Below are 12,476 nucleotides of genomic sequence, written 5' to 3'. Positions count from 1 at the left end.
GATGATGGACGGGGCATCGCGTATCATGCCTGTTGGTAGACAGCGAGAATCCCATGAGTCGACATCTGCGAATCGCCACCCGCAAGAGCGCCCTGGCCCTGTGGCAGGCCGAGTATGTGAAGGCGCGTCTTGAACAGTTGCATCCCGGGCTGACCGTCAGCCTGGTCCCCATGGTCAGTCGCGGCGACAAGCTGCTGGACTCCCCGCTGGCCAAGATTGGCGGCAAGGGCCTGTTCGTCAAGGAGCTGGAGACGGCACTGCTGGCGAACGAGGCCGACCTGGCCGTGCACTCCATGAAGGACGTGCCCATGCAGTTTCCCGAAGGGCTGGGGCTGTACGTCATTTGCGAGCGGGAAGACCCGCGCGACGCCTTTGTTTCCAATACCTACGAATCCATCGACGCACTGCCCCAGGGCAGCGTGGTCGGCACGTCCAGCCTGCGTCGCCAGGCCCAGGTGATGGCCCGGCGCCCGGATCTGCAGATCCGCTTTCTGCGTGGCAACGTCAACACCCGCCTGGCCAAGCTGGATGCCGGCGAATACGACGCCATCATCCTCGCCGCGGCCGGGCTCAAGCGGCTGGGTTTCGATGCGCGCATCCGCAGCTGCATCCCGCCGGAGTTGAGCCTGCCCGCCGGCGGCCAGGGCGCCGTGGGTATCGAATGCCGCAGCGACGACACCGAACTGCAAGCATTGCTGGTACCGATGAATGATCTCGACAGCGCCCTGCGGGTGCGCGCCGAGCGAGCGCTGAACAACCATCTGAACGGCGGTTGCCAGGTGCCGATCGCCTGTTATGCCGAGCGCGCCAATGGCGAAATCTGGCTGCGTGGACTGGTGGGTGATCCGAACGGCGAGCGCCTGTTGACCGCCGAAGCCCGTGGTCCAGAGGCCGAACCCGAGCAGTTGGGCGTGGCGGTAGCGGAAGACTTGCTGCGCCAGGGCGCGCAGGAGATTCTGGATGCGGTCTACCGGGAGGCGGACGGGCAGTGAGCGCAGCGCTGCTGCTGACCCGCTCGGATAGCGACAATCGCCGCCTCGCCGGGCGTCTGCAGGCACAGGGCGTTACCACCGTCAGCCTGCCACTGCTGCAGATCGATCCGCAGGCGGAAACCGGCGCCCAGCGCAGCCTGATGCTGGAACTGGACCGCTACCACGCGGTGATGGTGGTCAGCCCGGTCGCAGCGCGGCTGGGATTGGAGCGAATGGATGCGCTGTGGCCGCAACCGCCAGCCGCCATCGAGTGGTTTGCGGTGGGCGCGGGAACCGCGGCGGTGCTGGAAGATTACGGCCTGCCGGTGCAAATCCCGCTGGATGGCCAGGACAGTGAAGCGCTGCTGCGTCTGCCGGCCTGGCAGCGATTGTTGAGTCTGCCGGATCTGCGTGTGCTGATCTGGCGCGGGGTAGGCGGGCGTGAGCATCTGGCGGCAACCATCCGTGACGCAGGTGGCCGGGTGGATCTGCTGGAGCTTTACGAGCGCAACATGCCAGCGACGCTGGCGCAGGATCTTGCCGTGGCGGCCGAGCAGGGCGCGAGGGCAATAGTGATACTCAGTGGTCAGGCGCTGCAGCATTGGCAGCGCGCGGCCGGAACGACATGGGAACAGCAGCGCCATTGGCGATGCTGGGTACCGGGAGCGCGGGTGGCCAGACTGGCCCGCGAGCTGGGCTGTACAGATGTTATCGTTTGCCAAGGGGCAGATGATGACAGTGTATTGGCAGCTGTGACGGCGCATCCGCTCACGCCATAAGGGGAAACGCGTGGAACCGACTAAAGACAATAATCAGGGCACCGGCGAACCTGCCACCGACACTACCGTGACGCCGCCGGTACAAACGAGCGCCGGCACATCGGACAAGCGCGACCAGGTGACCGGCAGCGGAGCGACGCCACCGCCGACCTCGCCGCGTTCGCGAGACAAGCATGGCTCGGGCAAAGGTGGTGGGCGCGGTGTGTCCATACTCGCGCTGCTGGTGGGCCTGGCTGCCCTGGGCCTGTCCGGCTGGCAGTGGTATCAGACCCAGCAGCTGGCGCAGGGCCAACAGCAGCAGTTGAATAACCAGCTTACCGAGTTGCGCAATACCCAGCGCCAGGATCAGCGCAGCGCTGAACAGCGGCTGGCCGGGCTGCCGACGAGCGAGGAGTGGCAACAGCTGCGGCGTCTGACGGCAGACATGCAGCGCAGCCAGCAGGCCCTCAATCAACGGCTGGATACGTTGCAGGGTGATGCCCGGGCGGATTGGAAGCTGGCCGAGGCTGAGTATCTGCTGCGCCTGGCCTCCCTGCGGCTGCTGGCGGCCCAGGACGTGACCTCGGCGCGACAGTTGCTGGAAGCGGTGGATCATATCCTGCAGGCCCAGCCCGATAGCGGCGTGTTTGCCGTGCGCGAACAATTGGCCCGCTACCAGACCGAACTGGAGGCACTGCCGGTGGTGGACCGCTCCGGTTTATATCTCAAGCTGGCGGCGCTGCACGACCAGGTGGCCAATCTGACCGCGTTGCCGGTGCCGGTATTCGATCCTGATGAGGTGACGCCCGAAGAGGAGTTCGAGGATCGCCTGGCCCGCCGCACCCGCGGTGAACGCATGCTGATGCGCCTGGAGCGCTATGTGCGGGTCGACTTCCAGCGCGGCAAGGTCATCACCCCGCTGCTTGACGAAGCGGAGATGCAGCGTATCCGCCGCACCCTGCAACTGACGCTGGAGCAAGCTCAGTGGGCAGTGCTGCGCGGCGAGGGCGATATCTACCGCGACAGCCTGGAACACGCCAGCGGCATGCTGGAGCAGTTCTTCGAACTGGACAACCCGCAGGTGCGGGCGATGCAGAACCGGCTGCAGCAACTGGCCGAGCAGCGCATCACCATCATCGCGCCGGATCTGGCGCCGCTGCAGCAGGGTCTGGCGGCTTATATCCAGAGCCGCAATGCGCCCGCCAGCAGGGGAGAAAGCGCTGATGAGTAAAAGCTACATCGCCGTGCTGGTAGTGGTGCTGATCGCCGCCCTGCTGGGTATGGCGGTTGCCGAGGACCCAGGCTATCTGCTGATTGCCTGGCGCAACATGTCCATCGAGACCAGCATCTGGGTCGGCCTGGCCTTCGTGCTGGCGCTGTGGCTGCTGCTGGCGCTGCTGCGCGCATTGGTGCGGCTGATCAACGCCTCCAGTCGCCGGGTCAATCCCTGGTCCCGGCGCAACCGCAGTCGCCGTGCCAGCCAGGTGACTACCCGTGGGCTGCTGGAGTTTGCCGAAGGCCACTGGTCCAACAGTCTGCGGCTGTTGCGCCGCGCCGCGCCGCATGCCGAACAGCCATTGATCAATTATCTGGCGGCGGCACGCGCGGCCCACGAGCTGGAAGATTACCGCGAAGCCGATAACCTGCTGCGCGAAGCCTATGAGACCACCCCCAACGCCGATGTCGCCATTGCCGTCACCCAGGCGCAACTGCAGATGGCGCGCGGTCAGCTGGAGCAGGCGTTGGCAACCCTGACCCGGGTCCGCAAGGAGCATCCCAAGCATCTGTATGCGCTGAAACTGATGGGCCAGTTGTATCTGCGCCTGGAAGACTGGGAGCGGCTGGAACAGCTGCTGCCGGAACTACGTCGGCACCAGCTATACGGTGAGGCGGATCAGCAGGCATTGGAGCGTCAGGTCTACATCGCCCTGCTGAGCCAGGCCGGGCAGCGTGGCCAGCGGCTGCCCGACGGGGAAGCCAACCCGGTCAGCAGTGTCTGGGAGCGTTTGCCCAAACCGCACCGGCAGGATGTGGCGCTGATCGAGACCTATTGCTTGCAGCTGCGTGCTTCCGGGGCTGAGGTGCATGCGGAAAAGACCCTGCGCGAAGCGCTGACGCACAGCTACAACGATCGTCTGGTGCATATCTACGGCCTGGTACGCGGTGCCGACCCGGCGCGCCAGCTGGCTGCCGCAGAGCAATGGTTGCCGGATCATCCCCATGACGCCACCCTGCTACTGGCGCTGGGGCGGTTGTCGTTGCGTAACAGCTTGTGGGGCAAGGCGCGGGAGTATCTGGAAGCCAGCTTCGCCAGCCGCCGGGATATTCAGACCTGCGCCGAGCTGGTCAGGCTGCTGGAGCACATGGGTGAGCACCAGGCCAGCCAGCAGATGCTGCGTCAGGGGTTTGCGCTGATGGTGAATGATCTGCCAGAACTGCCGCAGCCGGGGAAAGCGCTGTTGTAACGGAGTGCTTCTTGTGGGAGCGGCCTTGGCCGCGAAGCTTTTCGGTCTTGCCTTCCCTGGCCGAAAAGCTGCCGGCGAGTTAGTTCGGCTATACCGGCAACGCCTCGCGCGGGGCATAGGCAAACACATCCGAATGGATCTGCTGCTCCACTGCCCCAGCAGCCAGCAGAGCATCCAGCGTGCCGTAGACCATTGCTGGCGAGCCGCACAGGAAGAACTCGTAACCCCCCAGCTCGGCCAGATCCTCACATACTGCCTCGGGCAGCATGCCCTGGCGACCGCTCCAGTCCGGTGCATCGCTGACTACTTTGTGCAGATAGACATTGGCTTGCTGCTGCCAATGATCCCAATGCGGCGCCTGGTAGAAGTCCTCGGGCTGGCGGACTCCCCAGTACAAGTGAATCGGCTGGATGAAGCCTTGCTGTAGGCAGTATTGGGTCAGGCTCTGTATCTGCGCCAGACCGGTACCGGCGGCAATCAGCACCAGCGGGCGCTGTGGCAGGCGCGGCAGGCAGCTGTCACCCAAGGGCGCCTTGATGCGGGCGATGCCCTGCTGACGGATATGCTCCACCAGCGTGACGGTATTCTGCTCACGAACCAGAATATGCAATTCCAGCAGCCGTTCTTCATGGGGCGCCGAGGCGATGGAGAAGGCCGATAGCTCGCCATCGAAGCGCTCCAGCAGCAGATACTGCCCGGCATGGTAGCGCAGGGGCTTGCCGGCCGGTGTGCGCAGCAGCAGCCGGCAGACATCGCCGCCCAGATCCTGGATATCCAGCACCTGACAGGCCAGGCTGCGCAGCGGCAGCTCGTCCGGCGCGAGGACGTTGTCCCACTGTACGACGCAATCTTCCAGCGGCTCGGCAATGCAGGTGAACAGCTCGCCACCGCGGCGCTCGGTGCCGTGTTGCAGTACCCGGCCGCTGATCAGGTTGGCGGTGCAGATATGGCAATTGCCGTTGCGACAGCTCTGCGGTGCATCGAAGCCCAGGCGGCGGGCGGCATCGATGATGCGCTCGCCGGGCAACAGCTCGATTACATGCCCCGAAGGCTGAAGAGTCACTTTCATCAATCTATTCCCAATTCCGACCAGATGGCATCGATCCGCTGCTTCACGGCCGGGTCCTGGGTGATCGCCGTGCCCCATTCGCGGGTGGTTTCGCCATGCCACTTGTTGGTGGCATCCAGGCCCATCTTGCTGCCCAGGCCGGAGACCGGCGAGGCGAAGTCGAGGTAATCGATCGGTGTGTTGTCGATCATCACGGTATCGCGCTTGGGGTCCATGCGGGTGGTGATAGCCCAGATCACGTCATTCCAGTCGCGCACATTGATATCATCGTCCACCACGATGACGAACTTGGTGTACATGAACTGGCGCAGGAAGCTCCACACGCCGAGCATCACCCGCTTGGCATGGCCAGGGTACTGCTTCTTCATGGACACTACCGCCATGCGGTAGGAGCAGCCCTCGGGCGGCAGGTAGAAGTCGGTGATCTCCGGAAACTGTTTTTGCAGGATCGGTACGAACACCTCGTTCAGCGCCACGCCCAGCACTGCCGGTTCATCTGGCGGCCGGCCGGTGTAGGTACTGTGATAGATCGGTTTTTCCCGCTGGGTGATGCGCTCCACGGTAAACACCGGGAAACTGTCCACCTCGTTGTAGTAACCGGTGTGATCCCCAAAGGGGCCTTCGTCGGCCATCTCGCCGGGGTGAATCACCCCTTCGAGCACGATTTCCGCACCGGCCGGTACCTGCAGCTCGGAGCCACGGCACTTGACCAGTTCGGTACGCTGACCGCGCAGCAGGCCGGCAAAGGCATATTCGGACAAGGTATCAGGCACCGGCGTCACCGCCCCGAGGATGGTCGCCGGGTCGGCGCCCAGCGCTACCGCTACCGGGAAGGGCTCGCCGGGGTGCTTCTCGCACCACTCGCGAAAGTCCAGCGCGCCGCCCCGATGGCTCAGCCAGCGCATGATTACCTTGTTGCGGCCGATCACCTGCTGGCGATAGATGCCCAGGTTCTGTCGATCCTTGTTCGGCCCGCGGGTAACCACCAGCCCCCAGGTGATCAGCGGACCGGCATCGCCGGGCCAGCAGGTCTGCACTGGGATCTGCGACAGGTCCACGTCATCGCCTTCGATCACGGTGGCCTGGCAGGGCGCGTCGCGTACCACCTTGGGCGCCATGGAGATGACCTTCTTCACCAGCGGCAGCTTGGACCAGGCGTCCTTCAGCCCCTTCGGCGGATCGGGTTCCTTGAGGTAGGCCAGCAGTTTACCGATCTCCCGCAGCTCGCTGACGTCATTGGCGCCCATGCCCAGTGCCACCCGCCCGGGGGTGCCGAAAAGGTTGCCGAGCACCGGCATGTCGAAACCGGTGGGGTTTTCGAACAGCAGCGCCGGGCCGCCCTTGCGCAGGGTACGGTCGCAGACTTCGGTCATTTCCAGGATGGGGGAGACGGGTGTCTGGATGCGCTTCAGTTCACCGCGCTGTTCCAGGCCCTTGATGAAATCACGAAGATCGGAATATTGCATGGCAGCTTCAAGCCTCAAGCTTCAAGCGGCGAGCTGATGGATACCCAGCCGCCGCCCGTGAATGGGGTGTGGAGTGCGGCATCCGACTGCTGGGTGCTGCAGGCAGTGGAACTACGGCAAGCCTGCGAGGCCGGCTTGCCGTTTGCAACGTGCCGCTTCCAGCCGGGTCAGTTCTTGCTGCGCTTCATCGACAGGAAGAATTCGTCGTTGGTCTTGGTATCTTTCAGGCGGTCGAGCAGGAATTCAATAGCAGCGATTTCATCCATGGAGTGCAAGATCTTGCGCAGAATCCACATGCGCTGCAGCTCGTCTTCGCTGGTCAGCAATTCTTCGCGACGGGTGCCGGAGCGGTTGATGTTGATGGCAGGGAAGACACGCTTCTCGGCAATCTTGCGATCCAGGTGGATCTCCATGTTGCCGGTGCCCTTGAATTCCTCGTAGATCACTTCATCCATCTTCGAGCCGGTATCGACCAGTGCGGTGGCGATAATGGTCAGGCTACCGCCTTCCTCGATGTTCCGCGCAGCGCCAAAGAAACGCTTGGGCTTTTCCAGGGCGTGGGCATCGACACCACCGGTCAGCACCTTGCCGGAGCTGGGGATGACGGTGTTGTAGGCACGAGCCAGGCGGGTAATGGAGTCGAGCAGGATGATCACGTCTTTCTTGTGCTCAACCAGGCGCTTGGCCTTCTCGATCACCATCTCGGCGACCTGTACGTGACGGCTCGGCGGCTCATCGAAGGTCGAGGCAACCACTTCACCGCGTACGGTGCGCTGCATTTCGGTCACTTCTTCCGGGCGCTCATCGATCAACAGGACGATCAGGTGGCACTCGGGATTATTACGGGCAATGTTCGAGGCGATGTTCTGCAACATCAAGGTCTTACCGGCCTTCGGCGGTGCTACCAGCAGACCGCGCTGACCCTTGCCGATCGGGGCGCACAGATCAATGATCCGCGCCATCAGGTCTTCGGTGGAACCGTTGCCGGCTTCCATCTTCAGACGATCATCAGGGAACAGGGGGGTCAGGTTTTCGAACAGGATCTTGTTCTTGGTGTTTTCCGGGCGGTCGAAGTTGATCGAGTCGACCTTCAACAGCGCAAAGTAGCGCTCACCATCCTTCGGTGGGCGGATCTTGCCGGAAATGGAATCGCCGGTGCGCAAGTTGAAACGGCGAATCTGGCTGGGCGACACGTAGATGTCATCGGGGCCGGCCAGGTACGACGAATCGGCTGAGCGCAGAAAACCGAAACCATCCTGCAGAATTTCCAGCACGCCGTCGCCGTGGATGTCTTCGCCGCTCTTGGCATGCTTCTTCAGAATGCCGAAGATCACATCCTGTTTGCGCGATCGGCCCATATTTTCCAGGCCCATCTGGTCGGCGATTTCCAGCAGTTCGGGTATAGGTTTTTGCTTGAGTTCAGTCAGGTTCATAGGTTCGGTGAGTTGTGGCGTCTTTCGGCAGGACGGGGTTAGTAAACAGCCGCCATATGGGATGGGGCGATGAATTTGGCAAGTAGGGAAGCCAATTGCCGCAGGGTGCGACAGGGAGTTGGAATGCAAATCTAGCACCGCTGCGCGGTGACGTCTATAACCAGGGGAAAGAAAAATGCATCCCCGGTAGACCGGGGATGCCGGGTAGCTCAGATATTACTGTCGAGGAAAGCGGCCAGTTGGGACTTGGACAGGGCGCCCACCTTGGTGGCTTCCACATTGCCGTCCTTGAACAGCATGAGTGTGGGAATACCGCGTACGCCATATTTCGGCGGGGTATTGGCGTTCTCGTCGATATTCAGCTTGCAGATCTTGAGCTTGCCTTCGTAGTCCCGGGCGATATCGTCCAGAACGGGGGCAATCATCTTGCACGGACCACACCATTCAGCCCAATAATCAACCAGAACGGGGCCGTCGGCCTTCAGCACTTCGGCTTCGAAGCTGCCGTCGGTGACGTGCACGATCAAATCACTCATGAGTTTCTCCAGGGAAAGGTTCGCTAGGTGCAATGCAAAGGATGATAGCATCACCCTGCGCAACTGTGAAACGCGTGGTCGCCTCCGCGTGATCACCACCATGTTGTCGCAGCATGCGGACATACCAGCGATTGGCAGGTAAAATTCTCCCTACGACATACAGGGGATATGCATGGCGCAGACAGAGCTCGGGGATTTTCCGCTGGTAGCGACCATTGATCTGGGGTCCAACAGCTTCCATATGGTGCTGGCGAGGGTGGACCACGGCGAGATACGAATACTCGAACGGCTCGGCGAGAAGGTGCAACTCGGGGCCGGCCTGGATGAGCAGGGCATTCTGAACGAAGAAGCCATGCAGCGCGGACTGGATTGTCTGCGCCGCTTTGCCCAGTTGATCAATGGGCTGCCGGCCGGTGCGGTGCGTATCGTCGCGACCAATACCTTGCGGGTGGCGCGCAACCGTGATGTTTTCATCAACCGGGTGAAGGACGTGCTCGGGCACCGGGTGGATGTTATTTCCGGGCGCGAAGAAGCCCGACTGATCTATCTCGGTGTGGCTCATACGCTGGCCGACGATGCGGGCAAGCGACTGGTGGTGGATATCGGCGGGGGCAGTACCGAGTTCATTGTCGGCGAGCGCTTCGAATCGATATTGCGTGAAAGCCTTCATATCGGGTGCGTTTCCTTCGGTCAGCAATTCTTTGCCGATGGGCGCATTTCTCCCGCCCGCTATGCCCGGGCATATACCGCCGCGCGACTTGAACTCATGCCGATCGAGCAGAGCATCCAGCGCCTGGGCTGGCAGGAAGCGGTGGGCGCCTCCGGCACTATCCGCGCCATCGGCCAATGCCTGCGTGGTGGTGGCCTGACCGACGGCGAGGTGACCCGCGAGGGGCTGCAGTGGCTCAAGCGCAAGGTGCTCAAGGCCAATCAGGTGGATAAGCTGGACCTGCCCGGTCTCAAGGCTGACCGGCGCCCCATCCTGCCCTCGGGGCTGGCGATCCTCGAAGCCCTGTTCGATGCCCTGGATGTGCAGCGCATGGAACATTCCGAAGGCGCGCTGCGCGAAGGCGTGCTGTACGAGATATTCGGCCGGCGGGAGCATGAAGACGTACGCGAACGGACCTTGACCGCCCTGGTCGAGCGCTGTCATGTGGATACTGAACAGGCGGCCCGGGTCGAGAGCAAGGCGTTGAGTCTGCTGGGCAAGGTTGCCGAATCCTGGGATCTGACCGACAGCAAGCATGCCGACCTGCTGCGTTGGGCGGCGCGGGTGCATGAGGTGGGCATGGACATTGCCCACAGCCAGTACCACAAGCATGGCGCCTACCTGATCGAACACGCTGACCTGCCCGGTTTCTCGCGACAGGAACAGTTGCACATGTCCCTGTTGGTGCGCGGCCACCGGCGTAACCTGCCAGGCGAGGACCGCATGACCGAGTTGGGTGAGGAAGGCCCGCCACTGCGGCGTCTGTGCATGCTGCTGCGGCTGGCGATCCTCTATCACCATATCCGCGGGTATCAGGAGATGCCGGAGCTGGAGGTGACCGCCAGAGCCAAGCAGCTGACCTTGCGCTTCCCGGCGGGCTGGCTGAAGGCCAACCCGCTCACCCAGGCCGACTTCGCTCAGGAAGCGCGGTACTGGGCGAAGATCGGTTATACGCTGACGGTACGCTGAGGCGAGTTGGCCAGCTTCTCCAGCAGCGTGCTTTGCGCGCTGCGGGACAGCTGGTTTCCGGTCGGAGTGCAGCGGGTATAGCTGCCGTCGGGCTGCAGTATCCAGGCATGGGTGTTATCAGCCAGATGCACCTGTAACTCCTGCCGGGCGCGGGTGATCAACTTCTTGCCTTCCAGCGGGAAGCAGGTTTCCACCCGGTGGTCCAGGTTGCGCTCCATCATGTCGGCACTCGACATCCACACCTGCTCGTTGCCCTCTCCCAGGAAATAGTAAACCCGGCTGTGTTCCAGGAAGCGGCCGATGATCGAGCGTACGCTGATGTTATGTGAGACCCCGGGAATGCCCGGGCGCAGGCAGCACATGCCACGAATGATCAACTCGATCTTCACTCCAGCCTGCGATGCCTTGTATAGCGCCTTGATCACCTTGGCGTCGGTCAGGGCGTTGGCCTTGATGATGATGTGCGCCGGTTTGCCGGCCTGGGCTGCCAGCGCCTCGCGATTGATCAACTCCAGCAGGCGCTTCTTCAGGGTGAAGGGTGCCTGGAGCAATTTCTTCATGCGCAGCGCCTTACCCATGCCAATCAGCTGGTTGAACAGCTTGTGCACGTCCTCGGTCATCGCCAGATCCGAGGTCAGGATGCTGTAGTCGGTGTACAGACGTGCATTGCCGGCGTGGTAGTTACCGGTGCCCATGTGCACATAGCGGCGCAGGTCCTTGTCCTCACGGCGCAGGATCAACATCATCTTGGCGTGGGTCTTAAAACCGACCACGCCGTAGATAACCACCGCGCCGGCCTGCTGCAGGCGGCTGGCCAGTTGCAGGTTGGACTCTTCATCGAAACGCGCCCGCAGCTCGATCACCACGGTGACTTCCTTGCCGTTGCGCGCGGCCTCGACCAGCGCGTTGACGATCTCCGAGTTGGCACCGGTGCGGTACAGCGTCTGCTTGATCGCCAGCACGTTGGGGTCCTGGGCGGCCTGACGCAGCAGATCCACCACCGGGCTGAAGGATTCGTAGGGGTGCAGCAGCAGGATGTCCTGCTTGCGAATGGCCTGGAACAGGTTGTCGGCACTGGACAGCAGCTTGGGGATGCCCGGGCTGAACGGCGGAAATTGCAGTTCGGGATGGCTGTCCATGCCGGTGATCGAGAACAGACGGGTCAGGTTGACCGGGCCGTTGACCTCGTAGAGTTCCGATTCGCTGAGGCCGAACTGCTTGAGTAGAAAGTCCGACAGCGGCTTGGGACAGTTGTCGGCTACCTCCAGGCGCACTGCATCGCCATAGCGGCGCGACAGCAGCTCGCCGCGCAGGGCGCGGGCCAGGTCATCCACTTCGTCGGGATCGACGATCAGATCGGCGTTGCGGGTCAGACGGAACTGGTAGCAACCGCGCACCTTCATACCGGGGAACAGATCATCGGCATGGGCGTGAATCATCGACGACAGGAACACGAAGTTGTCGCCGTCCTCGCAGAGCTCATCGGGGACGCGGATCAGGCGCGGCAGTGAGCGCGGTGCCGGGATGATCGCCAGACCGGAATCACGGCCAAAGGCATCGATGCCCTCCAGCTGGACGATGAAGTTCAGGCTCTTGTTCACCAGCAGCGGGAAAGGATGTGTCGGATCCAGTCCGATAGGGCTGATGATCGGTACGATCTCATCACGGAAAAAGCGGCGCACCCAGAGCGTCTGCTTGGGTGTCCACTGGCGCCGCCGGATAAAGCGGATCTTCTGCCGGGCCAGCTCTGGCAGCAGAATATCGTTGAGTATCGAATACTGGCGGGTGACCTCCTGGTGCGCGATCTCACTGATCTTGCTCAGCACCTGCTGCGGCTGCAGCCCGTCGGGGCCAGTCTGCTCGCGGGCGAAGGTGATCTGTTTCTTCAGGCCGGCGACGCGGATCTCGAAGAACTCATCCAGGTTGCTGGAGAAGATCAACAGGAACTTGAGCCGCTCCAGCAACGGGTAGGATTCATCCAGCGCCTGTTCCAGCACCCGGATGTTGAATTGCAGTTGGGACAACTCGCGATGAATATACAGCTCGGGTATGTTGATATCCGCGGCTGGCACGGTCTCTTCCACCGGCTCCGGTGGGGCG

9 protein-coding genes and 1 pseudogene are annotated in these 12,476 nt (G+C 62.5%); 5 read left to right on the top strand and 5 right to left on the bottom strand.

The genetic code is table 11. The features are described from left to right. The first annotated feature begins 53 nt into the window (after window positions 1–53). The 4 genes from hemC to BM267_RS09170 are packed head-to-tail and all read left to right on the top strand — an operon-like array spanning window position 54 to window position 4,194. A complete protein-coding gene (gene hemC, locus BM267_RS09185; RefSeq protein WP_036989031.1) occupies window positions 54–992 on the top strand; it encodes a hydroxymethylbilane synthase in 939 nt (312 codons plus the stop codon). Then, a complete protein-coding gene (locus tag BM267_RS09180) occupies window positions 989–1,750 on the top strand; it encodes a uroporphyrinogen-III synthase (protein WP_074779460.1) in 762 nt (253 codons plus the stop codon). Before hemC ends, BM267_RS09180 begins: the two co-directional genes overlap by 4 nt. Before the next feature lie 10 nt (window positions 1,751–1,760). Next, window positions 1,761–2,960, top strand: a complete 1,200-nt coding sequence (locus BM267_RS09175; RefSeq protein ID WP_051610753.1) for a uroporphyrinogen-III C-methyltransferase — start codon at window positions 1,761–1,763, stop codon at window positions 2,958–2,960. Beyond that, window positions 2,953–4,194, top strand: coding sequence for a heme biosynthesis HemY N-terminal domain-containing protein (locus BM267_RS09170; RefSeq protein ID WP_036989033.1), 1,242 nt, complete (start codon window positions 2,953–2,955; stop codon window positions 4,192–4,194). The genes BM267_RS09175 and BM267_RS09170 overlap by 8 nt, the downstream gene beginning before the upstream one ends. Before the next feature lie 88 nt (window positions 4,195–4,282). Here BM267_RS09170 and BM267_RS09165 read toward each other — a convergent pair whose 3' ends face one another. The 4 genes from BM267_RS09165 to trxA all read right to left on the bottom strand — a co-directional run bounded on the left by BM267_RS09165 (window position 4,283) and on the right by trxA (window position 8,698). After that, window positions 4,283–5,263 carry a 2Fe-2S iron-sulfur cluster-binding protein gene (locus BM267_RS09165; RefSeq protein ID WP_074779458.1) on the bottom strand — a complete coding sequence of 327 codons (981 nt, stop codon included), beginning with the start codon at window positions 5,261–5,263 and terminating at the stop codon, window positions 4,283–4,285. Further along, window positions 5,263–6,729, bottom strand: coding sequence for a 4-hydroxy-3-polyprenylbenzoate decarboxylase (gene ubiD / locus BM267_RS09160; protein ID WP_074779456.1), 1,467 nt, complete (start codon window positions 6,727–6,729; stop codon window positions 5,263–5,265). The genes BM267_RS09165 and ubiD overlap by 1 nt, the downstream gene beginning before the upstream one ends. 167 nt (window positions 6,730–6,896) lie before the next feature. Continuing rightward, window positions 6,897–8,162, bottom strand: a complete 1,266-nt coding sequence (gene rho, locus BM267_RS09155) for a transcription termination factor Rho (protein WP_036989037.1) — start codon at window positions 8,160–8,162, stop codon at window positions 6,897–6,899. A 209-nt stretch (window positions 8,163–8,371) separates the two neighbouring features. Further along, on the bottom strand, window positions 8,372–8,698 hold the full coding sequence (trxA, locus tag BM267_RS09150; RefSeq protein ID WP_036989038.1) for a thioredoxin TrxA: 327 nt from the start codon (window positions 8,696–8,698) through the stop codon (window positions 8,372–8,374). Window positions 8,699–8,870: 172 nt separating this feature from the next. Between trxA and ppx the strand changes: the two genes are divergently transcribed. Then, window positions 8,871–10,376, top strand: coding sequence for an exopolyphosphatase (gene ppx, locus BM267_RS09145; RefSeq protein WP_074779454.1), 1,506 nt, complete (start codon window positions 8,871–8,873; stop codon window positions 10,374–10,376). Here ppx and ppk1 read toward each other — a convergent pair. Continuing rightward, a pseudogene (gene ppk1, locus BM267_RS09140) lies at window positions 10,355–12,466 on the bottom strand (polyphosphate kinase 1); the annotation flags it as partial. The gene ppx and the pseudogene ppk1 overlap by 22 nt on opposite strands. Between the last annotated feature and the right edge of the window lie 10 nt (window positions 12,467–12,476).

This window comes from Halopseudomonas bauzanensis, from assembly GCF_900114735.1.
Classification (GTDB): domain Bacteria; phylum Pseudomonadota; class Gammaproteobacteria; order Pseudomonadales; family Pseudomonadaceae; genus Halopseudomonas; species Halopseudomonas bauzanensis.
Note: the sequence above shows the minus strand (reverse complement) of the source record. Positions and strands in the feature narration are given on the sequence as shown.

Excerpts from the sequence above, each read along its gene's own strand:
- hemC (WP_036989031.1), top strand. The coding sequence starts at position 54 with ATGAGTCGACATCTGCGAATCGCCACCCGCAAGAGCGCCCTGGCCCTG.
- BM267_RS09170 (WP_036989033.1), top strand. The coding sequence starts at position 2,953 with ATGAGTAAAAGCTACATCGCCGTGCTGGTAGTGGTGCTGATCGCCGCC.
- BM267_RS09165 (WP_074779458.1), bottom strand. The coding sequence starts at position 5,263 with ATGAAAGTGACTCTTCAGCCTTCGGGGCATGTAATCGAGCTGTTGCCC.
- ubiD (WP_074779456.1), bottom strand. The coding sequence starts at position 6,729 with ATGCAATATTCCGATCTTCGTGATTTCATCAAGGGCCTGGAACAGCGC.
- rho (WP_036989037.1), bottom strand. The coding sequence starts at position 8,162 with ATGAACCTGACTGAACTCAAGCAAAAACCTATACCCGAACTGCTGGAA.
- trxA (WP_036989038.1), bottom strand. The coding sequence starts at position 8,698 with ATGAGTGATTTGATCGTGCACGTCACCGACGGCAGCTTCGAAGCCGAA.
- ppx (WP_074779454.1), top strand. The coding sequence starts at position 8,871 with ATGGCGCAGACAGAGCTCGGGGATTTTCCGCTGGTAGCGACCATTGAT.